Genomic DNA, 25,837 nt, shown 5'->3' on the forward strand with positions numbered 1-25,837 from the left:
CGCCCTCGAACGGGCCCGCTACGGGACGGTCCGGGCCGAGGCCAGCAGCCGCACGGTGTCGTCGGGAGCGAGCGCCAGCGCGTTCCCGACGGTTCCGAGGACCTCCCGCTCGGCCGGGCTGTACACCCCGTCGGCGAGGGCGATCCGGGCGGCCTGGAGCAGGATCGACTCCCGCCCGGAGGGCGCCAGGTGCGGGGTGAGCGGCTCCAGGGCCTCGTGCAGCTCGATCGCGAGGAGCGCCCCCTCGGGGTTCACCTCGGGCATGAAGCGCCCGGTGTCCGCCTCCAGGGCCTCGACGAGGTCGACGAGCTGGACGGCCGTGCACTCGGCGAAGCCGGCGGACCGGACCGCGCTCACGGCCCGGTCCAGGACCTCGCGGGAATCGGTGCCGCCGGCCGCGAGCACGGCCAGGGCGACGGTGTGCACGGCGTCCCGCAGCATCGCGGAGAACCGGCTCGTCGTCGGGTGGTCGAGCACCTCCGTGCCGAAGTGCGTGTGACAGGCCGCGCACTCGACGACGGGGCCCGTACAGCCCCGGGGCAGGACCGGGACGCCCAGGACGGCGAACCTGCGGCGGCCGGTGCGCCGCCGGTAGTTGCGGTCGCCCCCGCACTCCTCGCAGAAGAACTCGCCGTCTCCGACCGTGTTCCAGGAGGTGCGGATTCCGCAGACGCCCACTTTCCCACCACGTGAATTCCGGGCAGACCGCACACGCACCTCCTCAACGGCCCGGCTGCACTGCCGGCGTTGGCGTGATGTTAGCCACATCCTTGATGTGGCGTCAGCACCCCGTCAGGACTTCGCTGTGGAGATGGCCGAGACACGTCACCGTTCAGGAGGTGCGACGGCGGCGCTTTGCGAAGGCCAGGAAGCCTCCGCCGACGAGGACGGCGGCCGCGGCGGCACCGATCGTGCCGGGACCGATGGCCGAACCGGTCGTCGCGAGATCACCCTCCGGGGTGGTGGACGGAGCCGGGGTCGGCGTCCCGGCCGGGACGGTGGCGGTCTCGCCCGGAGTGGCGGGCGTGGACGGGGAGGCGGAGGGGGTCTCGGAGGCACCCGGGGTGGAGCCGCCCTCACCAGGGGTGGCCGGAGGGGTGGTCTCGGGGGTGGGCGGCGGGGTGGGGACGGACGTCTCGGTGGGCGTCGGGGGCTTCGGGGTGACGACCGGGCCCGGCTTCGTCTCCTTGGGCAGGCAGCCGGTGAAGTTCATCTGGTGGGTCTCGGCGCCGGGGACGGTGACGAGCGACTCGGCGATCACGGAGCCGTTGACGTGCCCGGGGCCGACGTTCTTTCCGCCCATCTCGACGGTGGCCTTCGGCGCGAGGATGGTGCCCGGCCAGGAGGTGTAGTTCTTCTTCACGCTCTCGGCCTGCGGGAAGTTCCACAGCAGCTTGGAGCGGATCTGCCGGAAGTCCTCGGACGCCAGGGCGTAGTCGTCGATGACGGGGGCGGTGCCGTCCGCGCCCTGGTAGTAGACGCCGTAGGTGGCGTGGGCGTTCATGTCGTACGCCTCGCCGAGCACGTTCACGAGGGTGGAGGAGCCGGCCGGGACCTTGAAGGTGATCGCACGGGCCTTCTCCAGGTCGGCGGCGTCCACGGCGAAGACGTTGAGCTTCGCGTCCGTGCCGGTGAGGAAGAGCCCCTGGGAGTCCTTGGCCACCGTGCCGTTGGGCTTCGTGCCCGCCCAGCCGGTGGAGAGCGCGCGCAACTCGGTGAACTCCTTGCCGAAGTCGACCGGGGAGGCGCCCTCCTTGACCTTGTCGCCGTCGACGCCGAAGCCCTGACCCGGGGTGGAGCGGTCGACGACCTTGCCGGCGACGCCGTCGCCGTTGTCGAGGACGACCTGGTTCGCGTACAGCGTGCCGCCGACGACGAGGCTGTGACCGCCGGGCAGCTCGGCGAGGTCGGCGGCGGTGAGCTTGTGGCCGATGGAGAAGCCGGAGGGCTGCTTCGGGTCGCCGAAGGTGGCGTCGCCGCCGACCGCGACCGCGCCCTCGGAGTCCGAGTGGCGGGTGGAGTCCTTCTCGACGAACTCGGCGTAGAGACCGGCCGTGCCGAGCGGATGCGTCACGCACTCCGTGGTGGTCGCGGAGTCGGCGGCGGAGGCGGCGGGAACCCAGCTGAGGGCGGCACCGGTCACCGCGAGAACGGCGGCCACGGCAGCGGTCGTGCGCATGCGAAACTCCAGGTCAGGGAGGTACGAAGGGGGCGCGTGGGGGGTGGTGTCCGAGGGGACGCGCCGACCATCCGTCATTCCCCGATGTGCCGTCAACTCATCCGATATGACGCCCTTTCCGACATGGCGGGACGATCTTCCTTAAGCGAACCTGAAGCGGTGACGCAGCTCACACGCGGGGCTCCGAAGCTCCGGGTCCCCGGGCTCACACACAGGACCGCCCCGCCCCTTCGGAAAGGGGCGGGGCGGTCCGGTGGAGACGGGTCGGGCCGGGTCAGCGGGCCGAGCGGTTGACCGCCGAGATGACGGCCTTCAGGGAGGCGCGGGTCGTGTTGGCGTCGATGCCGATGCCCCACAGGACCTGGCCGTCGATGGCGCACTCGATGTACGAGGCGGCCTGCGCGGAGGCGCCCTCGCTCATCGTGTGCTCCTGGTAGTCCAGCAGACGGGCGTCCACGCCGATCGACTGCAGCGCGGCGAAGAAGGCCGAGATCGGGCCGTTGCCGGAGCCGGACAGCACGGTCTCGGCGCCGTCCACGACCGCCTCGACGGTCAGCGTGTCCGTGCCGTCGGTGTCCGACGTCGTCTGGCCGGAGCGCAGCTGGATACGGCCCCAGGCGTTCTCCGGGTTGGGCAGGTACTCGTCCTGGAAGACGGCCCAGATCGCGGCCGGCGTGACCTCGCCGCCCTCGGAGTCCGTCTTCTGCTGGATGATCTTCGAGAACTCGATCTGCATCCGACGGGGCAGGTCCAGCTTGTGGTCGTTCTTCAGGACGTACGCGATACCGCCCTTGCCGGACTGCGAGTTGACCCGGATGACGGCCTCGTACGAGCGGCCGACGTCCTTCGGGTCGATCGGCAGGTACGGGACGGCCCACTCGATGTCGTCGACGGTGACGCCCTGGGCGGCCGCGTCGGCCTCCATCGCGTCGAAGCCCTTCTTGATGGCGTCCTGGTGGGAGCCGGAGAAGGAGGTGTAGACCAGGTCGCCCGCGTAGGGGTGGCGCGGGTGGACCTCCATCTGGTTGCAGTACTCGGACGTCCGGCGGATCTCGTCGATCTGCGAGAAGTCGATCTGCGGGTCGACGCCCTGGGAGAACAGGTTCATGCCCAGGGTGACCAGGTCGACGTTGCCGGTGCGCTCGCCCTGGCCGAACAGGCAGCCCTCGATGCGGTCGGCGCCGGCCATGATCGCCAGCTCGGCCGCCGCCACGGCCGTACCGCGGTCGTTGTGCGGGTGGACCGACAGGCAGACGTACTCGCGGCGGGTCAGGTTCCGGGACATCCACTCGAACCGGTCCGCGTGCGTGGACGGCGTCGAACGCTCCACGGTGGCGGGCAGGTTCAGGATGATCTCGCGCTCCGGGCCGGGCTGCCACACGTCACAGACCGCCTCGCAGACCTCCAGGGCGAAGTCCAGCTCGGTGTCGGTGAAGATCTCGGGGCTGTACTGGTAGCCGAAGACCGTGCGCTCGTCGAGCAGCTTCTCCGCGTACTCCATCACCAGACGGGTGCCGTCCACGGCGATCTGCTTGATCTGCTCCTTCGAGCCGCGGAAGACGACCCGGCGGAAGGTGGGCGCGGTCGCGTTGTACAGGTGGACGGTGGCGCGCTTCGCGCCGACCAGGGACTCCACGGTCCGCTCGATCAGGTCCTCACGGGCCTGTGTCAGGACGGAGATGGTGACGTCGTCCGGGATCGCGCCCTCTTCGATGATGGAGCGCACGAAGTTGAAGTCGGTCTCGCCGGAGGACGGGAAGCCGACCTCGATCTCCTTGTAGCCCATGCGGACCAGCAGGTCGAACATCTCGCGCTTGCGGGCCGGCGACATCGGGTCGATCAGTGCCTGGTTGCCGTCGCGCAGGTCGGTGGACAGCCAGCGCGGGGCCTCGGTGACCCGCTGCTCGGGCCAGGTGCGATCGGGAATGTCCACCGACTCGTAGCGGCCGTACTTGTGGATCGGCATCCCGGACGGCTTCTGCAGCCGCGTCGCGTTGGTGACGGGCGTGGGGCGGCCGATGAACGGGGACTGGGTCATTGCGTTGAGCTCCTCGGGTCCTGCGGGAGGGACGGCCGACTGTCGAACGCAACACCAGGTCCCGCGGGGAGGGGGTCGGCCTACGACTACAGGCCCTCGCCGCGGCAGCTAAGGAGAAGCAGCCCGAAACGCATGATGTGCCGCAGCTTAGCCCAGGGGCGCCGGAGACGGACGCCCCGTATCAGTATGCGGGACGGCGCTCGCGTCAAGGCCGAACAGTGACGCATCACTCCATTTCGCCAATCCTCGTCTCATCCCGTGACAGGGGGCTCACTCAGTGCCACATTGCGAGCATGACTCCCCACCCGCCTGCCTTCTGCTCGATCGTCCCCCCGCACCTCCTGGAGCACCTGGCGCACTCCGACAACCCGGCCGTCGCCGCCGCCGCCCGCCGCACCCTGATCGCGGACGCCTCGGCCCGTACGTTCCGGGTGCTGCCGCTGCCCGGCACCGCGCCCACGCTCGCCCCCTCCGAGGCCGGACACCCGCACCGCACCGTCTACGACTGCGCGCGCGGCACCGATCTGCCCGGCACCAAGGTCCGCGGCGAGGGCGACGAGGCCACCGGGGACGCGACCGTCAACCGGGCGTACGCCGGCCTCGGCGCCACCTTCGACCTCTTCCTGAACGCCTTCGGACACGACTCGATGGACGGCTCCGGACTGCCGCTCCTCGCCTCCGTCCACTACGACGAGAACTACGGCAACGCCTTCTGGAACGGCGAGCAGATGGTGTTCGGCGACGGTGACGACGAGATCTTCCTCGACTTCACCCTGCCCGTGGACGTCATCGGCCACGAGCTGGCCCACGGCTTCACCCAGTACACGGCGAACCTGGAGTACTTCAGCCAGTCCGGCGCCCTCAACGAGTCCGTCTCCGACGTCTTCGGCTCGCTGGTCAAGCAGTACGCGCACGGACAGAGCGCCGAGCAGGCCGACTGGCTCATCGGCGAGGGCCTCTTCCACCCGAACGTCCAGGGGACGGCGCTGCGCTCCATGAAGGCCCCGGGCACCGCGTACGACGACGACGTCCTCGGCAAGGACCCGCAGCCCGGCCACATGGACGACTACGTCCGCACCGGCCGCGACAACGGCGGGGTGCACATCAACTCCGGCATCCCCAACCACGCCTTCTACCTGGCCGCGACCGAGCTCGGCGGCAACGCCTGGGAGCGGGCCGGGCAGATCTGGTACGACGTGATGACCGGCGGGACGCTCACCCCCGAGGCCCGCTTCTCCGAGTTCGCGGCGGCCACGGTGGCGGCGGCGCGGGCGCGGTACGGCGACGGGGAGGAGATCCAGGCCGTCCTGAAGGCCTGGTCGGCGGTGGGCGTACCGACCGACTGATCCGGCTGGTACACAGGTCCCATGCGGATTCGAGTGCGGCGCACGGGCGGTTTCGCGGGCATCGAGCGGTCGGCGGAGGTGGACACCTCCGGCCGGCCGGACGCCGGCGAATGGCACACCCTGGCCGTCACGGTCCTCGCGGACGGTGACGACGACAGCCGGGGTGTGCCGGACGGCTTCCGCTACGAGATCACCGTCGACGAGCGCACGGTCCGCTGCGGCGACCCCCGTCTGACGGAAGCGCAGAGGACCCTCATCACGAGGGTCCTCAAGGAAGGCGCCTGACCCGCCGGGCCCGGAGGTCGGACGGACGCCGGGCCCGGAGGCCCGGTGTCCGTCCGGATCAGAAGCCGAGCTTCCGGAGCTGCTTGGGGTCCCGCTGCCAGTCCTTCGCGACCTTCACGTGCAGGTCGAGGAAGACCGGGGTGCCGAGCAGCGCCTCGATGTGCTTGCGGGACTTCATGCCGACCTCCTTGAGACGGCTGCCCTTCGGGCCGATGATGATGCCCTTCTGGCTGGGGCGCTCGATGTACACGTTGGCGTGGATGTCGAGCAGCGGCCGGTCCGCCGGGCGGTTCTCGCGCGGGATCATCTCCTCGACGACCACCGCGATCGAGTGCGGCAGCTCGTCCCGTACGCCTTCGAGCGCCGCCTCGCGGATCAGCTCCGCGACCATGACCTGCTCCGGCTCGTCCGTGAGGTCGCCCTCCGGGTAGAGCGGCGGGGACTCCGGGAGCAGCGGGATCAGCAGATCGGCGACGAGCTGGACCTGCTTGTTGCCCACGGCCGAGACCGGGACGATCTGCGCCCACTCGAAGCCCAGCTCCTTGCCGAGCTGGTCGACCGCGATGAGCTGCTCGGCGAGGGTCTTGGAGTCGACCAGGTCGGTCTTGGTGATGATCGCGACCTTCGGGGTCTTCTTGATCCCGGCGAGCTCCTTGGCGATGAACTTGTCGCCGGGGCCGAGCTTCTGGTCGGCGGGCAGGCAGAAGCCGATGACGTCGACCTCGGCCCAGGTGGTGCGCACGACGTCGTTGAGCCGCTCGCCGAGGAGGGTGCGCGGCTTGTGGAGGCCGGGGGTGTCCACCAGGATCAGCTGCGCCTCCGGGCGGTGCACGATGCCCCGGACGGTGTGCCTGGTGGTCTGCGGCCGGTTCGAGGTGATGGCCACCTTCTGACCGACCAGAGCGTTCGTGAGGGTGGACTTGCCCGCGTTGGGGCGGCCGACGAAGCAGGCGAAGCCGGCCCGGTGGACGGCTTCGGTTTCTTGGTTGCGAGCGCTCATGGGGGCCATTGTCCCCGATGAGCGCCCACCTCACGTACCCACGTGCGCGTCCGGCCCCGTACGGGCCGCCCGGTACCGCCGTATCCGCAGGCCGAAGAGGCCCGCCGCACCCCCCGCGACCACGGTCGCGGCGGCGATCCAGGGCAGGGCGAGGAAGGAGACCCGGCCGCTCTCCCGCACGTCCTTGGCGGTGGCGGTGAGGGTGACGTCGCCCCAGTCGAGCTGCGGGGATCCGGTCCATCGCTCGGTGAGCCGGATCTTCTGCCGGGGCAGCAGCTCGGACGGCACCTTCGCCAGGTCGCGGTCGAGGAGGGTGCGGCCGAAGAGCCCCTCGGCCCGGAGGGCGACCTTGGGGTTGAGGGTGACGTTGCCGCGGTTGTGCAGGGTGTACGAGACGACGGCGCTGCTCGTCCGGGTGCCGGGGACCAGCGGCCGGTCCTGGTCGAGGGTGACGTCCTCGACGGCGAGGGCGGGGACGGTCGGCCCGCTCACCCTGAGATAGAGGCGGGCGGCGACCGCGCGCCGGACTCCGACGGCGACGGGGCCCCCGGTGCCGGGGGTGATCCGCTCGTCGAGGGCGACGAGGGCCCCCGGATGGTCGCCGGGGTCGGCGTCGGCGGGGACGGTCAGCGTGTAAGGGACGGTGACGGCGGAGCGGGCCGGGACGGTGATCCGGGTCCGCTCGGGCCTGATCCAGGCACCGGCGCCGGTCTGCTTCTCCTGCTGGGTGCGGACGGCGAAGCCGCCGTCGCGGTCGGTGTTGTAGGCGTCGGCGCCGTAGAGCCGGAAGGTGAGCGGGGCGGCGGTCCTGTTGGCGACGGTGACCCGGTCGGTGACCGTGCTGCCCGGGTCGGCCGTGAGGAAGAAGTAGGGACGGCTGCCCAGCTTCGCGGAGGCCGGATAGACGGCCCACTCGCCGTTCTCGGCGGCCTCCGCGCCCGGCGCGGGCCCCAGCGTGACGAGAAGGGCGCTCAGGACGCTCAGGACGCTCAGGCGGAGTACGTACAGCGTGCGCACGAGTCGGAAACCCCCGGGGTGCGGAGCGGGCCGGCCGGGTGCGCGCCCGGCCCGCACGGTGGTCAGGACAGGGTCAGCGTCAGCACGCCCGCGTACGAGCCCGGCGCCGTGAAGGCCGGGACGTCGAGGGAGAGCCCGGCGTCGACGGTGAACTCGCCGCCCGTGAGGGCGCCGTTCGGCGTGGAGGCGAGGGTCGCGCCGCCGCTGCCGACCGGGCCGGAGGAGCCGGCCGCGCAGGTGCTGGGGCTGCCGGCCTTGGCGGTGCAGGCCGGGGTCCAGCTCAGGTTCCCGGCGCCGATGGAGCCGCCGGGGCCGGTGAAGTCGGTGACCTTGCCGGTGAGGGACCAGCCCGCGGGGCCGCCGCGGAAGTCCTTGACCGTCACCGTCTTGAGGTCGCCGGTGGCCGCGCCGCCCTGGCCGAAGTCGACGGAGGAGAGCTGGACGGCGTCCCCGGCCTGGGTCATGGACAGTTCGCCCGCGGTGACGGCCGCGGTGATCTTCTGGCTGCCGGGCGGCTGCGGGGTGTCGTCGACGACGGTGTACGCGGCGGGCCCGGCGCCCTTGGCGGCGTCCCAGGCGGCACCCTCGTACGCCACGATCCCGGTGGTCGCCTTGTCGTTGACCTTGAGGCGGGCCGCGAAGGCGCCGTCGCTGTCGGTGGTGACGGTCATCCGGTCGGCGGTCTCCGCCGCTCCGGCCCGGCCGACGACGGTGACCTCGGTGAGCGGGGTGAACCTGGAGCCGTTGACGGTCACCCGGACGCCGGGGGCACCGGAGGCCGTGTCGAGCTGGAGCGCGCGGGTGTTGGGGCTGGTCACGGGGCTCGCGACGACCGTCTCGGAGACCGGGGCGGGCGGGTTGAGGACCGTACAGGGGGTGTCCAGCTCCATGAGGTAGCTGGTGTGGATGTTGTAGTCGCCGGGCGAGAGGGTGATCGATCCGGCCTGGCCGACCGTGAAGGTGCCGGTCATCGAGAAGGCCGGGAAGGAGCCCTTGCCGGGGACCGGCGGGTTCTTCTTGGGTCCGGTGACGGTGACCGTGCCGCTCTGGGCGCCGCCGAGGACGACCTTGCCGCTGGGCGTCATGATGTCGGCCGGGAGTGCGAGGTCGACCGGGTTGGACGCGGCGGGCTTGGTGATCGTGTAGGTCACGGTCACGGTGTCGCCGACCTTGGGGCTGCTCTTGTCGACCGTGATCTCGGCGGTGGTGGTGCCCGTGATGGGCGGGATGCCGGCGATCGGCGGCGGGACGCAGCGGGTCTGGAATTCCACCGGCTGCGAGGTGGTGGTCGCGCCGGCCGGGGCCGCGAGCGCGCCGCCCGTGACGGCGAGGGCGGTGGCGCCGAGGACGGCGGTCCAGCGCCGTCTTCGGGCCGCCGCCCGGGATCGGGTGAGTGCCATGGGTGTGCCCCCTCCTAGGGATGAGTGGGCGCCATTGACGGCCTCGGGCGGAGAGAAGTCAATGCAAGCGAAAGACATCGACTGATGACCCATCAGATACTGTCAAGATCCTCACCCCGGAGACGTTTCCGCAGGTCACGACAGAGACCGGTGCCGCCAGGGGCGACACCGGTCCGGGTGGTGCGGGGCTCAGCTGAACACGAACGGGCCGGGCGACTGCGAGGTCACGGCGTCACAGTTCACCGTGATCCCGAAGATCACCATCTTGAGGGCGACACCCGCGAAGTACGAGTTGAGGCTGTCACCCGAGGCCACCGTCCCGCTCAGGGGGCCGATGACCACGGACTGCCCGGCACCGAGCGCCGGGTTCTTCTTGCCGCTGAAGACCCGCGTACCGCCGCCGGCCTTGGCCATCGTCAGCGTGGCGTTGATCTGGTCGACGCCCACCGCGATCGGCGTCGTGACGGCGGAGGTGACGGTGACGGTCGCGGCCGTGCCGCTCTGCGTCGCGACGAGGGTGGCACCGCCGCCGCCCCATGTGCCGCAGTCGTACGTCGCCGTGGCCGACCCCGGCGAGACGGCGGCGGCCGTCGGCGCGAAGGCGAGCGAGGCGGCGGCGAGTCCTCCGGCGAGTACTGCGACGGTTCCTAAGGCGCTTCTGCTTCTCATGGCGAGTTCGAACCCCTTCCGATGGCGAACGCAGGGGTGCGGACACTGCGTGAATGGTGGAGATCTGACGGTCCGTCGGGCGAACCGCTGTTCATTGAGACGCAGACCGCATGGGAAGGCAAGAGAAGATGCGGTGATCCTTCACAAACACACAAACCCGGCGACGCGCGAGGGCCCGGCGCACGGCCGGGCCCTCGATGTCCTGTTCCCACCGCACGGCCCACCGCCGCCCGGCGTCTCCCCGCCCGGCCTCAGCCGGCCGTGACCGCCGCGCGCAGCCGCCCGTCCGGACCCGCGAGCAGGACCGGGGTCTCCGGGCCGCCGAGGTCCCGTACCGCCGCGCGGTCCTCGTCCGTGGCCGCGTCGGCGTTCGACACGACGGCCGCCGCCTCCAGGGACTGGGCACCGCTCGCCACCGCCATCGCGACCGCGGTCCGCAGCGCGCTCAGCCTGAGCGACTCCAGCTCCACGGTCCCCGCCACGTACGTACGGCCGGTCTCGTCCCGCACCGCGGCCCCCTCGGGCACACCGTTACGGGCGCGGGCGCTGCGCGCCAGAGTGATGATCTTGAGGTCCTCGGCGCCGAGGTCGCCGTGCTCGCTGCTGAGTGTCATGCCCCTGAGCATAGGTCCGCCCCGGAGATCAGCCCGCGACCGGGTACATCGCCCCGCGGCGCCCCTCCGGCGACACCAGCCACTCCAGCTTCTCCGCCGTACCGGCCTCCGCCAGCGGCGTGTGGAGCACGATCACCAGGTCCGGGCGGGCCGGGACCCGCAGCTGCGTCGCCTCGACCACCAGCGTGCCGACCAGCGGATGCGCCAGCTCCTTGCGGTTCTGGCCGCCGGGCAGGATGTCCCGCCGCTCCCACAGCTCCAGGAACTCCGGGCTCAGCTCCTTGGCCTCCTCGATCACCGCCCGGAAGCCCTCGTCCTCCGGGCTCTCCGAGCACGCCGAACGGAACTGCGCGACGATCCTCGGCGCGAGCTCCTCCCAGTGGGCGATCCGATCGCGGTACAGCGGCTCGGTGAAGAAGGTGACCAGGCAGTTCTGCGGGATGTCGGGACCCATCCCGAGCACGATCGCCGCCGCGTCGTTGTAGAGGACCGTGTTCCAGTAGGAGTCCATGATGTGCGCGGGGAACGGCATCCACGCGTCGATGAGCCTCCGCAGCCCGTCGCACATGTCACGGTCCTCCGGGGCCGTCTCCGGGGCCGGCGGGTTCAGCGCCGCCAGGACGTACAGATGACGCCGCTCCGCCGGACTCAGCCGCAGCACCCGCGCCACCGAGTCGAGCACCTGCGGCGAGACCGTGATGTCCCGGCCCTGCTCCAGCCACTGGTACCAGGAGACCCCGACGCCCGCGAGGACCGCGACCTCCTCCCGGCGCAGCCCCGGCGTACGGCGCCGCGCGCCGCCGTCCGGAAGTCCCGCCTCGGCCGGACTCACCCGGGCCCGACGGCTCATCAGGAATTCGCGCAGCTCGCCCAGTCGGTGCTGCTTCATCGTGGTGCTCTCGAGAGCGGTGGCCACGTGTGCTTCCTCCCCCTGGATGCCTGGTGGTACGACCAACAGGATAAGTACCCGCTCCCCACCCTTGTTCCCGAACGCCGAGGGTGGGGCCATGGCAACCCTGACCTCTCCCCCCGCCGAGACCGCCGCCCCGGCCGCTCCCCCGGCCCTCACCGGCCGCACCCGGCTCATCCTCTTCGTGCTGTGCGCCGCCCAGTTCATGGTGGCGCTCGACTTCTCCGTGCTGAACGTGGCGCTGCCCGTCCTCGGCGCCGACCTCGGCCTCGGCCAGTCCGCCCTCCAGTGGGCCGTCACCGCGTTCGCCCTGCCCTCCGGCGGCTTCCTGCTGCTCTTCGGCCGCATCGGCGACCTCTACGGACGCAAGAAGCTCTTCCTCGCCGGACTCGCCCTCTTCGGCCTGGCCTCGCTGCTCGCCACCTTCGCCTGGAACCCGGCCGCCTTCCTCACCGGACGCGCCCTCCAGGGCATCGGCGCCGCCGCGATCGTGCCCACCGGCATGTCCCTGCTGACCACCACCTTCCCCGAAGGCCCGCTGCGCGACCGGGCGCTCGGCATCTCCGGCACGCTGCTCTCGCTCGGCTTCACCGTCGGCATGGTCCTCGGCGGTGTCATGACCGACACCCTCGGCTGGCGCTCCACCATGGGCCTGCTCACCCTCTTCAGCGTGATCGTGCTGCCGCTGGCCCCCGGCCTGCTCCCCGAGTCCCGCACCCCCGAGCGGCCCCGGCTCGACGTGCCCGGCGCGGTGACCGTCACCGGTGGTCTGCTCGCCCTGATCTACGCCCTGTCGACGGCGGCCGAGCGCGGCTTCGGCGGCACGGACGTCCGGGTCACCCTGGTGGCGGGCATCGTGCTGCTGGCGGTCTTCGTCCGGGTCGAGTCCCGGCACCCGGCCCCGCTGGTCTCGCTGCCGATGCTGAGGCGCGGCACGGTCGCCTTCGGCAACCTGGGCGGTCTGATCACCTTCTCGATGATGTCGACCGTCATCTTCGTGCTCACCCTGTATCTGCAGGAGACGCTGGAGCTCTCGGCCTTCGCCACCGGTCTCGTCTTCGGTGTGCAGGGTCTGTGCGCGGTCCTGGCCGGCATGCTCGCCCCGAAGGTGATCGGCAGGCTCGGCGCCCGTCGCGTCCTGGTCGGCTCGCTCGCGGGACAGGGCGTCCTGACGGCCGCGGTCCTCGGTGTGGGCCGGGACTCGGGTGTGATCCTGGCGACGGTCGCGGCCTCGCTCGCGTGCATGTTCCACCTCGGCGCGATCATCTCGTACGGACTGACCGTCACCTCCGGCGTCCCGGACGAGGAGCAGGGCCTGGCGACCGGTCTGGTCACCACGACCCAGCAGGTCGGCCTCACCCTCGGCATCCCGCTGCTCGGCGTGCTCGCCACCACGGGCGGGGACCTGTACGGGGGCGTCCGCACGGTCGTCGCCCTGGACGCGGCGATCGTGCTCGGCACCGCGCTCGTCGTCGGCATCGGCCTGCGGCGCCGGTCCTGAACCGCGCCCCCGGGGAGAGCTACGGCCGGTCGAGGCGGAGCCGTACGGCCTTCGGCAGTCCCGCGACCACCAGGTCGTACGAGTCCTCGACGAGCTCCCGGACCATCCGGTCCGGGAGCTCTCCCACGGTCACCGTGTTCCAGTGCCGCTTGTTCATGTGATAGCCGGGCGCGACCGCCGGATACTCCTCGCGGAGCCGTACCGCCTCGTCCGGATCGCACTTGAGGTTGACCCGCAGCGGCTCACCCTCCAGCCACGAGAGCGCGAACAGCTTCCCGGCGACCTTGAAGACGGAGACGTCCGGTCCGAACGGGAACTCCTCCGTCGCGTCGTTGAAGTCCAGGCAGAGGGCGCGCAGCTCGTCGGGGGTCATGCCGGGTTCTCCTCCGGTTCCAGCGGTTCCACGAGAACGGTGACGATCTTGTTCCGCCGGCCGGCCGGTGACTCGGCCGTCAGCCGCAGGGAACGCCCGTCCGGCAGCACCACGACCGCCTTCGCGCCCGCGATCGGCACCCGGCCGAGCGCCTTGGCGAGCAGTCCGCCGACGGTCTCCACGTCCTCGTCGTCGTACTCGTCGGGACCGAAGCCGTACAGCTCGCCGAGGTCGCCGATGTCGAGGCGCGCGGTGACCCGGTGGCGGCCCTCGCCGAGGTCCTCGACCGGCGGCAGCTCCCGGTCGTACTCGTCGGTGATCTCACCGACGATCTCCTCCAGGATGTCCTCGATGGTGACGATGCCCGCCGTGCCGCCGTACTCGTCGATGACGACGGCGACGTGATTGCGCTCCTGCTGCATCTCCCGCAGCAGGTCACCGGCGTTCTTGGTGTCGGGCACGAAGGCGGCGGGCCGCATCGCCGTGGACAGCACGTCCGACTCGGAGTCCCGGTTGATGTGCGTCTTGCGGACCAGGTCCTTCAGATACACGATGCCGACGACGTCGTCCTCGTTCTCCCCGGTGACCGGGATCCGGGAGAAACCGGAGCGCAGCGCGAGGGTGAGGGCCTGGCGGATCGTCTTGTACCGCTCGATGGAGACGAGGTCGGTCCGCGGCACCATCACCTCACGGACCAGGGTGTCGCCCAGCTCGAAGACGGAGTGCACCATCCGGCGCTCCTCGTCCTCGATCAGCGACTCCTGCTCCGCGAGGTCCACCATCGCCCGCAGCTCGGCCTCGGAGGCGAAGGGGCCCTTGCGGAAGCCCTTGCCGGGCGTCAGCGCGTTGCCGATGAGGATGAGCAGCTGCGGGATCGGCCCCATGATCCGGGCCAGCGGCAGCAGGACGTACGCGGCGGCCGTCGCCGTGTTCAGCGGATGCTGGCGGCCGATGGTGCGCGGCGAGACGCCGACGGCCACGTACGAGACGAGGACCATGACGGCGATGGCGACGAGCAGCGCCTCCCAGGTCTCCGGGAAGGCCTCCAGGCAGGCGTAGGTGACGAGGACGCCGGCGGCCATCTCGCAGGCGACGCGCACCAGCAGCGCCACGTTGAGATAGCGGGTCGGGTCCGAGGCGATCTGGGCGAGCTTCTCGGCCCCGCGCCGGCCGGACCGTACGGCCTCGGCGGCGCGGAAGCTGGTGACCCGCGCGAGCCCGGCCTCGGCGCAGGCGGCGAGCCAGGCCACGACGACCAGGGCCACCGCGCCGAGGATCAGTGAAACGTCCATCGGGGTCAGGAGACGGTCGGCGCGGGAGACGGGCCGGTCAGGCCCTTCTCCTCGCGCCAGCCGTCGACGATCGCCGCCTGGAGGCCGAACATCTCGGCCTTCTCGTCGGGCTCCTCGTGGTCGTACCCGAGGAGGTGCAGCACCCCGTGGACGGTGAGCAGCTGGAGCTCCTCGTCCATGGAGTGCTCCGTCGGCGCGTCCTTGCCCTGCTGGGTGGCGACCTCGGGGCAGAGCACGATGTCGCCGAGGAGCCCCTGTGGGGGCTCCGCGTCGTCCTTCGCCGGCGGGCGCAGCTCGTCCATCGGGAAGGACATGACGTCCGTCGGGCCCGGCAGGTCCATCCACTGGATGTGGAGCTGCTCCATCGCCTCCGCGTCCACGACGATCACCGAGAGCTCGGAGAGCGGGTGGATGCGCATGCGCGCGAGCGCGTAGCGGGCGACGTCGAGGATCGCCTGCTCGTCGACCTCGGTACCGGACTCGTTGTTGACGTCGATCGACATGTGTTCTGCGTTCTACTTCCCGTTGCGGCCGCGGCGATGCTCACCGCGACTGTCGTCGCGGCCCTCGTTGCGGATTTCGTACTGCTCGTACGCGTCGACGATACGGCCGACGAGCTTGTGCCGGACGACATCCTGCGACGTGAGCGTCGAGAAGTGGACGTCCTGGACCCCGTCCAGGATGTCGCGGACCTGTCGCAGACCGCTCTTCGTGCCGTTCGGCAGGTCGACCTGGGTGACGTCACCGGTGATGACGATCTTCGAGTCGAAGCCGAGGCGGGTGAGGAACATCTTCATCTGCTCGGGGTTCGTGTTCTGCGCCTCGTCCAGAATGATGAACGCGTCATTGAGGGTGCGACCCCTCATGTACGCCAGCGGCGCGACCTCGATCGTGCCCGAGGCCATCAGCTTCGGGATCGAGTCGGGGTCGAGCATGTCGTGCAGGGCGTCGTAGAGCGGGCGCAGGTAGGGGTCGATCTTCTCGTAGAGCGTGCCGGGCAGGAAGCCGAGGCGCTCGCCGGCCTCGACGGCCGGTCGGGTGAGGATGATCCGGGTGACCTGCTTGGACTGCAGGGCCTGGACCGCCTTGGCCATGGCCAGATAGGTCTTTCCGGTGCCCGCGGGACCGATGCCGAAGACGATCGTGTGCTTGTCGATCGCGTCGACGTACCGCTTCTGGTTGAGCGTCTTGGGACGGATCGTGCGACCGCGGTTGGAGAGGATGTTCTGCGTGAGCACCTCGGCGGGGGTCTCGTCGCCGCCCTCCGAACCGTTCTCGCTGGCCCTGAGCATGGCGATCGAACGTTCCACCGCGTCCTCCGTCATCGGCTGACCGGTGCGGAGCACCAGCATCATCTCGTCGAACAGGCGCTGGATCAGTGCGACGTCCGTCGCGTGGCCGACCGCGCTGACCTGATTGCCCCGGACATGGATGTCGACCTGCGGGAACGACCGCTCGATCACGCGGAGCAGGGCGTCGCCGGAGCCGAGCAGGCTGACCATCGGGTGCTTGGCGGGGACGCTGAACTGGGCGCGGGCCTGGCCGGGCGTCCCGTCCTGGGGCGATCCGTTCTGGGCTGTGGGTGTCTGAGTCATGGGCCGGCACTGAGGCCTGCGCATACCTCCCGCTGAAGGGCTGTCGCCGCTCGACGGCCTCTCGGATCCCAAGCCTACGACCTGGCGGTGACAGGCCGAAGGGATTTACGAGGCGGCCGCACGGAAGCCGATCGTGGGCACCGCCCTGCGCAGCGGCCAGGGGCGGGCGGGGGCCGGCAGGAGCCGCTCCAGGAAGGCGTAGCGGTCGCGCAGCGCCTCCGGGTCCTGCATGGCGTGGCCCTGGACCTGCTGCCACCAGGCGGCGATCTCGCCCCAGGTGGGGGCGGACAGGGAGCCGCCGAACTCCTGGACGGAGAGGGCGGCGGTGAGCCCGGCGAAGGCGAGCCGGTCGGCGAGGGGCCAGTCGGCGAGGGTGCCGGTGACGAATCCGGCGACGAAGACGTCCCCGGCGCCGGTCGGGTCGAGGGCGGAGACCTGGATGGCGGGGACCTCGGCGGTCTCGCCGGTGGCGCCGTCGACGGCGTAGGCGCCTTCGGAACCCAGGGTGACGACGGCGTAGCGGACCTTGTCGGCGAGGGCGCGGGCGGCGGCCCGGGGGCAGTCGGTGCGGGTGTAGCGCATCGCCTCGGCGGCGTTGGGCAGGAAGGCCTCGCAGTGCGCGAGGTCGGTGAGGCCGGCCAGGTCCCAGCGGCCGGTGTCGTCCCAGCCGACGTCGGCGAAGACCTTGGCTCCGCCGCGGGCGGCCCGGGCGACCCAGTCCTCGCTGCGGCCGGGGACGAGGGAGGCGACGGCGGCGCGCGCGTGCGGCGGGTAGGCGGGCAGGGCGCCGTCGAGCGGAGGGGCGGCGTGGCCGTGGGAGACCATCGTGCGCTCGCCCTCGTAGGCCATGGAGACGGTGACCGGGGAGTGCCAGCCGGGCACGGTCCGGGAGAGCGACAGGTCGATGCCCTCGCCCTGCTCCAGGGCGTCCCAGCAGTACTCGCCGTAGTGGTCGTCGCCGAAGGCGGCGGCGAGGGAGGTGCGCAGGCCGAGGCGGGCGAGGGCGGTGGCCATGTTGGCGACGCCGCCGGGGCTTGAGCCCATGCCCCGGGCCCAGGACTCGGTGCCGCGGACGGGGGCGCTGTCGAGGCCGGTGAAGATGATGTCGAGGAAGACCGTGCCGGTCAGGAAGACGTCGCAGGCGGGGTCGGTGGGCTCGCGCAGACACACCAACGGGTCGACCCCGGCGTCCTGTTGCGGCTGGTCTCCCCTTGCTGTGGTCACGGCGGACTCCCCGGTCGTGGTGCGGCGGATCGGCACCGCGGTGCCGATCTGGACAGTGTGCCCGATGGGGCTGGAGAGACGGGGGTGACGCAACGCGGTCTTCGCGCGTTCCCCTTCGACCCGGGCCCAAACCGATTGTGACCCGTCTCACAGGCCGAATCGGGGGATACCACCTTCTCCGCTCACTCGGATGCTTGATACACATGGTGCCGCGACCCGTGGATCACCGGGCGCCCATCTCATTTCCCTGTTCAGTTCCTGGAACGCCCATGTCGTCGCGCCCGCGCGTCCCGGGGGCCCTCGTCGCCCTCGTCGCCCTCTTCACGGCCGGTTACCTCGCCCCGTATCTGCTGCCGACCGTCGTCGGCCGGCTCTCCGCCGGGCTCGGCCTCACCCCCTCGCAGGCGGGCCTCGTCGGCTCCGTCCTCCTGCTCGGCTCCTCCACCGCCGGCTTCACCCTCGCCGCCCGCGGGGAACGGATCGGGCCACGCGCAGCGGCCCGCGCGGGCCTCCTCGCGATGGCCGTCGGATACGGCTCCGCCGCCGCGACCGGCATCGTGCCCCTGGTGGTCGCGGGCGCCGTCCTCGGCGGCCTCGGCTCGGGCACCGCGACGGCGGTGGCCGCCGCCGGGATCGCCGGACAGCGGGACCCGCACCGGGCCTCCACCCTCGGCCTGCTCTCCGTCTCGGCCACCGCGGGCGCCCTCTACCTGACCCTCCCGCACCTGGCCGGCGGCCACGCGCCGCCGCTCCTCGCGATCGCCTGCGCGGCGGCCCTGGTGTGGCCGCTCACGAGCCGGCTGCCGGGCGCGGCCCGGGAGACCAGGGAGGCCGTACCGACCGGCACGCTCCCCTACCGCCGGGCCGGAGCGGTGCTCGCGGGCGGGATCCTCTGCTGGTCCCTCGCGCAGAACGCGCTGTGGGGCGTGAGCGGCCGCATCGGGCTCACCCAGGCCGGACTCTCCGAGGTCACCGTCGGCGCGGTCTTCGCGACGGCGCTCGGCGCGGGGCTCGCCGGGGTCACGGCGGCCGGGGCGCTGGGATCGCGCCTGGGCCGGGCGGTACCGATCGGCGTGGGCACGGCCCTCATCGCGGGCTGTGTGCTGCTCAGCTCGTCGGCCGGGAACCTGGCCTCGTTCGCGACCGGCGAGATCCTGTGGAACGCCCTCTACCCGGTGGTCCTCTCCTACCTCCTGGGCCTGGCCGCCTCGCTCGACCCGCGCGGCCGCTGGGCCGTCCTGGTCGGCTCGGCGTCCTCCCTGGGCGTGGCGTGCGGCCCGGTGACCGGCAGCCTGCTGTCGGAGGGGGTCGGCTACCCGGGCATGGGCACGACCCTGTGCGTCCTGCTGCTGCTGGTCGCGATCCCGATGACGGCGGTCGCCCGCCATGTCTCCGGCCGGCCGCTGGTGCCGGGGTCGGTGCGGCGCAGGGGCGGTGCTGCCGGGGCGGTCCTGGCGGGCACGGCCGCGGCGACCCCGCCGACCGTCCCCCAGATGGGCGCCCCGGAACAGGAGGTCACCCCGATCCCGGTCCCGGCGGCCCGCCGCCGCCTCGTGAAGTCGGCGTACCGCCTGGCGAGGCCGAGCGACCGGGGGTAGTCCGCCCGGCTACTCCCCGTCGAACTCGTACGCCGCGACCTCGGCCAGGTACCGCGCCCGACGGGGTTCGTCGTCCTCCAGGAAGGACGCCTCGAAGGAGTTCCGCGCCAGCTCGCGGAGCTGCTCCGACGTCAGCCCCAGCGCGTCCCGCACCGCGTCGAAATTGTCCCCCACGTACCCCCCGAAGTACGCCGGGTCGTCGGAGTTCACGGTGACGAGCAGCCCCGCCGTCATCATCGCCCGCAGCGGGTGGTCGCCGAGCACGTCGATCGCCCGCAGCCGCACGTTCGACAGCGGGCAGAGCGTGAGCGGCACCCGCTCCCGCACGAGCCGCTCGACGAGCTCCGGGTCCTCCATGCAGCGCAGACCGTGGTCGATCCGCTCGACGCCGAGGACGTCCAGGGCCTCGCGGATGTACGCGGCCGGCCCCTCCTCGCCGGCGTGGGCGACGCGACGGAGCCCGAGCGCCCCGGCGGCCTCGTACACCTCACGGAACTTGGCCGGCGGGTGGCCGACCTCCGCCGAGTCGAGCCCGACGCCGGTGATCCGGTCGAGGTGGGGCTTCGCGGCGTCCAGGGTGGCGAGCGCCGACTCCGCCGACTCGTCGCGCAGGAAGCACATGATGAGCCGGGTGGAGATCCCGTACCGCTCCTCGGAGCGTTCGAGGGAGGCGCCGAGCCCCTCGACGACGGTGCCCAGGGGCACCCCGCGGGCGGTGTGCGCCTGCGGGTCGAAGAAGATCTCGGCGTGCCGGACGCCCTGGGCGGCGGCCCGTTCCAGATAGGCGTCGGCGAGTTCGGTGAAGTCCTCCGCGGTGCGCAGGACCGCCATCAGGCCGTAGTAGAGGTCCAGGAAGGACTGGAGGTCGCTGAAGCGGTACGCCTCGCGCAGGGCGGCGGTGTCCGCGTACGGCAGGGTGACGCCGTTGCGCTCGGCGAGGGCGAAGGCCAGCTCGGGTTCGAGGGTGCCTTCGATGTGGAGGTGCAGTTCGGCCTTGGGAAGGCCGGTGGGGAGGGGCATGGCGGGGTGTCTATCTCTTCGGTACGGGGACCCTCATGAGGTCCTGGGCAATACTCAGTTCGCCGTCGAACCCGGCCGCCCGCGCCTGCCGCTCGAACTCGGCCGGTTCGGAGTAGCGCTGCGAGAAGTGGGTCAGGACGAGGTGCCGTACGCCCGCGTCCCGGGCGACGGCCGCGGCCTGTCCTGCCGTCAGGTGGCCGTGGTCGGTGGCGAGGCGGACGTCCTCGTCGAGGAAGGTCGACTCGATGACGAGCATGTCGGTGCCCTCGGCGAGGGCGTGCACGCCCTCGCAGAGCCGGGTGTCCATGACGAAGGCGAAGCGCTGCCCGCGCCGGACCTCGCTGACCTCGTCGAGGGTCACGCCGTTCAGGGCGCCCTCGCGCTGGATCCGGCCCACGTCGGGGCCCTTGATGCCGTGCGCGGCGAGCCGCTCGGGCAGGATGCGGCGCCCGTCGGGCTCGGTGAGCCGGTAGCCGTACGACTCGACGGGGTGGGAGAGCCTGTACGCGTCCAGGGTGTACGTGTCGGTGACGGCGAGCGTCCCGTCGGCGGCCACCGGGGCCTCTGTCAGCTGCACGGTCTCGCGGTAGGCGGTGGCGTACCGCAGCCGCTCGAAGAAGTGCTGTCCGCTCGCCGGGTAGTGCGCGGTGACCGGGTGCGGGACCTGGTCGAGGTTGATCCGCTGGATCACTCCGGCCAGGCCGAGCGAGTGGTCGCCGTGGAAGTGCGTCACGCAGATCCGGTCGATGTCGTGCGCGGCGACGCCGGCCCGCAGCATCTGCCGCTGCGTGCCCTCACCCGGATCGAAGAGGAGGCCCTGCCCGTCCCAGCGCAGCAGGTACCCGTTGTGGTTGCGGTGTCGGGTGGGGACCTGGCTCGCGGTCCCGAGCACGACGAGTTCTCGTACGGACATGTCCGATCCGGCTCAGCCGGGCGGCCAGTTGAGGCCGCGGCCGCCCAGCACGTGCGCGTGGGCGTGGAAAACGGTCTGGCCCGCGCCCGCGCCGGTGTTGAGGACGATGCGGAATCCGCTGCCGTCGACCTTCTCCTGCGAGGCGACCTCGCCGGCCTCGCGCAGTATGTCGGCGGCGACGGCCGGCGCGGCGGCGGCGAGGGAGGCGGCGTCCGGGTAGTGGAGGCGCGGGATGACGAGGACGTGGGTGGGCGCCTGCGGGTTGATGTCGCGGAACGCGACCGTCGTCTCCGTCTCACGCACGATCGTCGCGGGCACGTCCCCCGCCACGATCTTGCAGAACAGGCAGTCGCTCTGCGGCTCTCCGGCCATGGCCCTGGGCCTCCTCGCCTCGTCGGTCGGTACACGCGCATGCTATCCGCCGCACCGGGCGTCGCCGTGTCGCAGGTCAGTCCTTGGGCGCGCGCCGGTTGAGGGCCGAGCGGCTCACCCAGTACGTGATGATCACCGCCCAGAACAGCGGCGTCCCCAGCCCGCCGACGACGCTCGTGTCGAAGGACCAGAGGGCCATCGACACCACCGAGTAGAGACCGAGGAGCCCCACGGCGGTGGCCATCGCGATCACCGGCCGGCAGGAGCGGGCCACCAGGAACATCGGACGGCGCAGCCGGGGCGGCACACGGCGGCCCATCCACAGCACCCAGCCGCCCCAGGCGCCGACGAGTACGGCGGCGCCGATCACGAAGGGCACGACCGCGTCGGCGCCGGTGGCGCCACCGCGGAGCGAGGCGGAGCCGAACGTCGAGGCGATGAAGCCGAGCAGTGCCACCCAGCGGGCCCCGGCGACGGTGTTCCAGGCCATGGCCTCCAGGTTGTAGCGGGCCTTGCGGTCCTGGAGGTCGAGCGCGGCGGAGGCGACGAAGCCCTCGGCGGCCTGGGTCCAGGCCCCGCGCCGGAACCAGCGGCGGCGCAGCCGCAGCAGCGACAGGTTGTTGTGGGCCTCGCTGCTCTGCGGGTTGAGCCGCAGCGTCGCCTCGTAGGCCCGCTGCGCGGTGACGTGGTCGCCCCGGCGCTGGGCGGTGAGTCCGACCAGGAAGTGGGCCGCGTCCTCCTCGGGGGCGAGGCTGACGGCGGCCCGCGCCGCCTCGTACGCCTCGACGGTGCGCGCGGGCGTGCGCGTCTGCTCCCCGAACTGGGCGAGGGCGGTGCCGAGGGCGTAGTGGGTGCCCCAGTACTGCGGGGCGAGTCGGACGGCGTACCGGGCGGAGGTCTCCGCCTCCTGGAACCGTCGCAGGCCCAGCAGGATCTGGACACGCATCAGCCAGGCCATGAGCAGTTCGGGTTCGGCGCTCAGGGCCCGGTCCACGGCGGCGAGGGCGGCCGGGTGGTCCTCGGCGCGGTGGTGGCAGCGGGCGAGCAGGACGAGCGCCTCGGCGTCCTCCGGCTCGGTCGCCAGGTGCTGGGCGACGAGCTCGCCGGCCTGCGCGTAGCGCCCGGTGTCGTAGAGCGCCTCCGCGCGCAGGAGCGCGGTCGGTGTGGTCACAGCTTGCGCTTCCGCTTGAGGTGGGCGAGGAGGTCGTCGTACAGCCCGCCCTCGTTGGCGAACATGGCGACGTTCCGGGCGGCGGCGAACCACGGCTCCGTCGACGGCTTGATCTGCTTGGCCGCGCCGAGCAGGTCCTTCGTACTGATCAGGCGTACGGAGCCGCTGCGGGCGGAGTCGAGGAGCGCGGCCTCGGCGGCCGTCTCGCAGACATGGGCGAGGTCGGCGCCGGAGAAGTCCTCGGTGGCCTTGACGAGCTTGCCGAGGTCGACGGCCTCGATGGGGCGCTCGCGCAGGTGGTAGCGGAGGATCGCCTCCCGGGCGGTGGCGTCCGGCGGCAGCACGAGCAGGGTGCGGTCGAGGCGGCCGGGACGGCGCAGCGCGATGTCCACGTCCCAGGGCACGTTGGTGGCCGCGAGCACGAAGACGCCCTCGTTGCCGGCGCCGCTGGCGATGCCGTCGAGCTCGGTGAGGAGCTGGTTGACGACATTGCGCAGACCGCTGTGGTGCGTGCGGGAACGCTTGGCGCCGAGGGCGTCGAGCTCGTCGAGGAAGACGACGCAGGGGGCCTGGCGGCGGGCGGTCTCGAAGATGTCGTGGATGTTCTTCTCGGAGGCCCCGATCCACATGTCGAGGACGTCGGAGAGCGAGACGGTGAGGAAGTTCGCGCCGAGCTCGCCCGCGACGGCCCGTGCGATGAACGTCTTGCCGCAGCCGGGCGGGCCGTAGAGGAGCAGGCCGCCGCGCAGCGACTTGCCGTACAGCCTGCGCAGTTCGGGATTGCGCATGGGCGCGAGGAAGGCCGCTTCGAGCCGGTCCTTGACCTCTTCCATGCCGCCGACGTCGGCGAGGCGTACGGAGCCGGGGGCGTCGACGTCCCAGGCGGCGGTGTCCCCGGCGGCGCCCTCGCCGTCGGCGGCCTGCGGGTCCTCCAGGAATCGGGGCCCGACGAGGTCCTGGACCTGCTGCTCGGCCGCGTCCCAGTCGAAGCCGGGGGCACGGCCCGCCGGCGGCTCGGTCGCGCCCTCCGCGGGGACGGGGGCGGGCACGGACGCGGGGGCGGCTTCGGGCGCCGGACTCCCGGCGGGCGGCATCCCCATCGCCCGCATCATCAGCGCGCGGGCGTCCGCGTCGCCCGGCGCGTGCTGGAGGGCGACCGCCGCCTCCGCGACGGCCTCGTCGTTCCGTCCCTCGGCGAGGAGGAGTTCCGCGAAGTGGAGACGGAGGGGCACGTCGTCGGGCGCGGCGGCGACGGCGGCGCGCAGACTGCGGATCAGGGGGGACTCGTCGGCCATGCGGCTCAGCCTAAGGAGCGCCCGGGGACCGCTGTCCACCGGGTTCGGTCCGCCGTGCCCGTCCGTACGCCCCGCGGCGCGAACCGTGCGCGTCCGGACACCGCCCCACCGGAACAGCGGTCGGGCCGGGGATCGGCAGGAAGCCCCTAGCTCCAGCGCCCCGTACGTCCCAGGACGAGGGCCGTCGCCGCCGTGCCCGCCGTCGAGGTGCGCAGCACGCTGCGGCCCAGCCGGTACGGCTTCGCCCCGGCCGCCTCGAACGCCGCGAGCTCCTCCGGCGAGACCCCGCCCTCGGGGCCGACGACCAGCACGATCGACCCCTTCCCGGGCAGTTCGGCGGTGGCCAGCGCCCCGCTCGGGTGGTCACGGTCCTCGTGCAGGACGGCCGCGAAGTCCGCCCCCGCGAGCAGCGCTGCGACCTGCTTGGTCGTCATCAGGTCCGCGACCTCGGGGAACCGCGAGCGGCGCGACTGCTTGCCGGCCTCGCGCGCGGTGGACCGCCACTTGGCGAGCGCCTTGAGGCCCCGGTCGCCCTTCCACTGGGTGATGCAGCGGCAGGCCGCCCACGGCACGACGGCGTCCACACCGGTCTCGGTCATGGTCTCCACGGCGAGTTCGCCCCGGTCGCCCTTGGGCAGCGCCTGGACGACGGTGATCCGGGGCTCCTCCGCGGGGTCCTCGTGGACCTCGTCGACCCGCACGGTCAGCTGGTCCTTGCCCTCGGCGGCGAGCACCACGCACGCCGCCCAGCGGCCCAGGCCGTCGGCGAGGACGAGCTCCTCACCCTCCCGCAGCCGCTTCACGGAGACGGCGTGCCGGCCCTCGGGGCCGTCCAGGAGGAAACTCCCGGGACCCGGGACGGCGTCGACGACGAAGACGGGTGCGGTCATGAGGCGCTCCTGGGGGCGAGCTCGGAGAGAGCGGTGTCGAGTTCGGCGGCCAGCACCTCGACCAGCTGCCCCGCGGGGAGTTCGCGGGCGAGCCGGTGGCCCTGGCCGGCCCACAGGGCCATGCCCTGGGCGTCGCCCGCCGTGGCGGCGGCCTTGCGGATCGGGGCGGTGAGGTGGTGGATCTCGGGATAGGCGGCGGGGGCGTACGGGCCGTGCTCCCGCATGAAGCGGTTGACGAGGCCGCGCGCCGGACGCCCGGAGAAGGCCCGGGTGAAGGCGGTCCGGGTGAACAGCGGGTCGGTCAGGGCCCGCTTGTGCAGCGGATGGGCGCCCGACTCGGGGCAGCAGAGGAACGCCGTGCCGAGCTGGGCGGCGTCCGCGCCGGCGGCCAGCACGGCGGCGATCTGCGCGCCGCGCATGATCCCGCCCGCGGCGACGACCGGCAGGGCGACGCTCTCCCGGACCTGGGTGAGCAGGGCGAGCAGTCCGGTGCCCGGGGCGCCGTCGTCGGCCGGTTCGTCACGGAAGGTGCCCTGGTGACCGCCGGCCTCGACGCCCTGGACGCAGACGGCGCCGGCGCCCGCGTGCTGGGCGGCCAGGGCCTCGTCGACGGAGGTGACCGTCACGATCGTGAACGTACCGACGCGGGCGAAGGAGGCGAGGACCTCGGGCGCGGGGCAGCCGAAGGTGAACGAGACGACGCGGACCGGGTCCTCCAGGAGGATCGCCAGCTTGGCGTCGTAGGCGTCGTCACGGCAGTCGTCGGACTCGCCGAGCGGGGTGTCGTACCAGGTGGCCTCCCCCGCGAGCTGATGGCGGTAGACCTCGACGGCGGCGGGGTCGGCGGGCCGCCCGGTCTCCGGCAGGAAGAGGTTGACGCCGAAGGGGCGCCCGGTGAGCCCGCGCACCTGCTTGATCTCCTGGTACAGGCCTCCGGCCGTCTTGTAGCCGCCGGCCAGGAAGCCGAGCCCCCCGGCCGCGCACACGGCTCCGACCAGCTCGGGACAGGAGGCGCCACCCGCCATGGGGGCCTGCACGATCGGAAACCGAGAGAGATCGTTCAGCGCGGTGGTGGACATATGGGCATCGTGTCATGCCCCTGCTTCGGGGCCGAATCCGTACGTCAGGTCATGGC

General features: G+C 72.2%; 24 protein-coding genes and 1 pseudogene. 4 read left to right on the top strand and 21 right to left on the bottom strand.

The window, feature by feature from the left end; translation table 11 throughout:
* Positions 1-18: 18 nt before the first annotated feature.
* The 3 genes from ACH4MY_RS01440 to leuA form a co-directional block, all read right to left on the bottom strand.
* Entirely contained in the window at positions 19-711 is a 693-nt protein-coding gene (locus ACH4MY_RS01440; protein ID WP_189829547.1) for a TerB family tellurite resistance protein, read from the bottom strand.
* A gap of 121 nt (positions 712-832) precedes the next feature.
* On the bottom strand, positions 833-2,179 hold the full coding sequence (locus ACH4MY_RS01445) for a choice-of-anchor A family protein (RefSeq protein ID WP_397995897.1): 1,347 nt from the start codon (positions 2,177-2,179) through the stop codon (positions 833-835).
* A 274-nt stretch (positions 2,180-2,453) separates the two neighbouring features.
* Positions 2,454-4,217, bottom strand: a complete 1,764-nt coding sequence (gene leuA, locus ACH4MY_RS01450; RefSeq protein WP_397995900.1) for a 2-isopropylmalate synthase — start codon at positions 4,215-4,217, stop codon at positions 2,454-2,456.
* Between the two features lie 293 nt (positions 4,218-4,510).
* Here leuA and ACH4MY_RS01455 point away from each other — a divergent pair, with 293 nt between their 5' ends.
* A complete protein-coding gene (locus ACH4MY_RS01455) occupies positions 4,511-5,563 on the top strand; it encodes a M4 family metallopeptidase (protein WP_397995903.1) in 1,053 nt (350 codons plus the stop codon).
* 21 nt (positions 5,564-5,584) lie between these two features.
* On the top strand, positions 5,585-5,848 hold the full coding sequence (locus ACH4MY_RS01460; RefSeq protein ID WP_397995906.1) for a protealysin inhibitor emfourin: 264 nt from the start codon (positions 5,585-5,587) through the stop codon (positions 5,846-5,848).
* Positions 5,849-5,906: 58 nt separating this feature from the next.
* Here the strand turns inward: ACH4MY_RS01460 and era are convergent, their stop codons facing one another.
* From era to ACH4MY_RS01490, 6 genes are all read right to left on the bottom strand, one after another.
* A complete protein-coding gene (gene era / locus ACH4MY_RS01465; RefSeq protein WP_374115426.1) occupies positions 5,907-6,857 on the bottom strand; it encodes a GTPase Era in 951 nt (316 codons plus the stop codon).
* A 21-nt stretch (positions 6,858-6,878) separates the two neighbouring features.
* Entirely contained in the window at positions 6,879-7,865 is a 987-nt protein-coding gene (locus tag ACH4MY_RS01470) for a WxL protein peptidoglycan domain-containing protein (RefSeq protein WP_397995909.1), read from the bottom strand.
* Between the two features lie 62 nt (positions 7,866-7,927).
* On the bottom strand, positions 7,928-9,265 hold the full coding sequence (locus tag ACH4MY_RS01475; RefSeq protein WP_397995912.1) for a beta-xylosidase: 1,338 nt from the start codon (positions 9,263-9,265) through the stop codon (positions 7,928-7,930).
* Positions 9,266-9,454: 189 nt separating this feature from the next.
* Positions 9,455-9,934, bottom strand: a complete 480-nt coding sequence (locus ACH4MY_RS01480) for a hypothetical protein (protein ID WP_397995915.1) — start codon at positions 9,932-9,934, stop codon at positions 9,455-9,457.
* A gap of 251 nt (positions 9,935-10,185) precedes the next feature.
* Complete coding sequence (locus ACH4MY_RS01485) at positions 10,186-10,548, bottom strand: cytidine deaminase (RefSeq protein ID WP_397995918.1); 363 nt, start codon at positions 10,546-10,548, stop codon at positions 10,186-10,188.
* A 28-nt stretch (positions 10,549-10,576) separates the two neighbouring features.
* The gene (locus ACH4MY_RS01490; protein ID WP_397997343.1) at positions 10,577-11,437 is read right to left on the bottom strand and encodes a helix-turn-helix transcriptional regulator; all 861 of its coding nucleotides are present in this window, start codon (positions 11,435-11,437) and stop codon (positions 10,577-10,579) included.
* A 118-nt stretch (positions 11,438-11,555) separates the two neighbouring features.
* Here ACH4MY_RS01490 and ACH4MY_RS01495 point away from each other — a divergent pair, with 118 nt between their 5' ends.
* The gene (locus tag ACH4MY_RS01495) at positions 11,556-12,959 is read left to right on the top strand and encodes an MFS transporter (protein ID WP_397995921.1); all 1,404 of its coding nucleotides are present in this window, start codon (positions 11,556-11,558) and stop codon (positions 12,957-12,959) included.
* Positions 12,960-12,978: 19 nt separating this feature from the next.
* Here ACH4MY_RS01495 and ACH4MY_RS01500 read toward each other — a convergent pair whose 3' ends face one another.
* The 5 genes from ACH4MY_RS01500 to ACH4MY_RS01520 all read right to left on the bottom strand — a co-directional run bounded on the left by ACH4MY_RS01500 (position 12,979) and on the right by ACH4MY_RS01520 (position 17,443).
* Positions 12,979-13,332 carry an MmcQ/YjbR family DNA-binding protein gene (locus tag ACH4MY_RS01500; protein ID WP_397995924.1) on the bottom strand — a complete coding sequence of 118 codons (354 nt, stop codon included), beginning with the start codon at positions 13,330-13,332 and terminating at the stop codon, positions 12,979-12,981.
* The gene (locus ACH4MY_RS01505; protein WP_397995926.1) at positions 13,329-14,624 is read right to left on the bottom strand and encodes a hemolysin family protein; all 1,296 of its coding nucleotides are present in this window, start codon (positions 14,622-14,624) and stop codon (positions 13,329-13,331) included. Before ACH4MY_RS01505 ends, ACH4MY_RS01500 begins: the two co-directional genes overlap by 4 nt.
* A gap of 5 nt (positions 14,625-14,629) precedes the next feature.
* On the bottom strand, positions 14,630-15,127 hold the full coding sequence (ybeY, locus tag ACH4MY_RS01510) for an rRNA maturation RNase YbeY (RefSeq protein WP_397995929.1): 498 nt from the start codon (positions 15,125-15,127) through the stop codon (positions 14,630-14,632).
* A 12-nt stretch (positions 15,128-15,139) separates the two neighbouring features.
* Positions 15,140-16,219 (bottom strand): PhoH family protein, encoded by a 1,080-nt coding sequence (locus tag ACH4MY_RS01515; RefSeq protein ID WP_397995932.1) that lies wholly within the window; start codon positions 16,217-16,219, stop codon positions 15,140-15,142.
* Positions 16,220-16,324: 105 nt separating this feature from the next.
* The gene (locus ACH4MY_RS01520) at positions 16,325-17,443 is read right to left on the bottom strand and encodes a carbohydrate kinase family protein (RefSeq protein WP_397995934.1); all 1,119 of its coding nucleotides are present in this window, start codon (positions 17,441-17,443) and stop codon (positions 16,325-16,327) included.
* A 269-nt stretch (positions 17,444-17,712) separates the two neighbouring features.
* On the opposite strand from ACH4MY_RS01520, the pseudogene ACH4MY_RS01525 reads away from it, so the two are divergent.
* A pseudogene (locus ACH4MY_RS01525) lies at positions 17,713-19,090 on the top strand (MFS transporter); the annotation flags it as partial.
* On the opposite strand, the gene ACH4MY_RS01530 reads toward ACH4MY_RS01525, so the two are convergent.
* From ACH4MY_RS01530 to ACH4MY_RS01560, 7 genes are all read right to left on the bottom strand, one after another.
* Positions 19,051-20,061, bottom strand: coding sequence for an adenosine deaminase (locus tag ACH4MY_RS01530; RefSeq protein ID WP_397995937.1), 1,011 nt, complete (start codon positions 20,059-20,061; stop codon positions 19,051-19,053). The pseudogene ACH4MY_RS01525 and the gene ACH4MY_RS01530 sit on opposite strands and share 40 nt — an antisense overlap.
* A 10-nt stretch (positions 20,062-20,071) precedes the next feature.
* A complete protein-coding gene (locus tag ACH4MY_RS01535; protein ID WP_397995939.1) occupies positions 20,072-20,974 on the bottom strand; it encodes a ribonuclease Z in 903 nt (300 codons plus the stop codon).
* A 12-nt stretch (positions 20,975-20,986) separates the two neighbouring features.
* The gene (locus tag ACH4MY_RS01540) at positions 20,987-21,346 is read right to left on the bottom strand and encodes a histidine triad nucleotide-binding protein (RefSeq protein ID WP_397995942.1); all 360 of its coding nucleotides are present in this window, start codon (positions 21,344-21,346) and stop codon (positions 20,987-20,989) included.
* Between the two features lie 76 nt (positions 21,347-21,422).
* A complete protein-coding gene (locus ACH4MY_RS01545) occupies positions 21,423-22,517 on the bottom strand; it encodes a tetratricopeptide repeat protein (protein ID WP_397995945.1) in 1,095 nt (364 codons plus the stop codon).
* Positions 22,514-23,812 (bottom strand): ATP-binding protein, encoded by a 1,299-nt coding sequence (locus ACH4MY_RS01550; RefSeq protein ID WP_397995947.1) that lies wholly within the window; start codon positions 23,810-23,812, stop codon positions 22,514-22,516. Before ACH4MY_RS01550 ends, ACH4MY_RS01545 begins: the two co-directional genes overlap by 4 nt.
* Positions 23,813-23,958: 146 nt before the next feature.
* A complete protein-coding gene (locus ACH4MY_RS01555; protein ID WP_397995950.1) occupies positions 23,959-24,702 on the bottom strand; it encodes a 16S rRNA (uracil(1498)-N(3))-methyltransferase in 744 nt (247 codons plus the stop codon).
* The gene (locus ACH4MY_RS01560) at positions 24,699-25,781 is read right to left on the bottom strand and encodes a nitronate monooxygenase (protein ID WP_397995953.1); all 1,083 of its coding nucleotides are present in this window, start codon (positions 25,779-25,781) and stop codon (positions 24,699-24,701) included. Before ACH4MY_RS01560 ends, ACH4MY_RS01555 begins: the two co-directional genes overlap by 4 nt.
* Positions 25,782-25,837 lie beyond the last annotated feature (56 nt).

The sequence above is a fragment of the Streptomyces sp. NPDC017246 genome, assembly GCF_044331325.1.
Classification (GTDB): Bacteria; Actinomycetota; Actinomycetes; order Streptomycetales; family Streptomycetaceae; genus Streptomyces.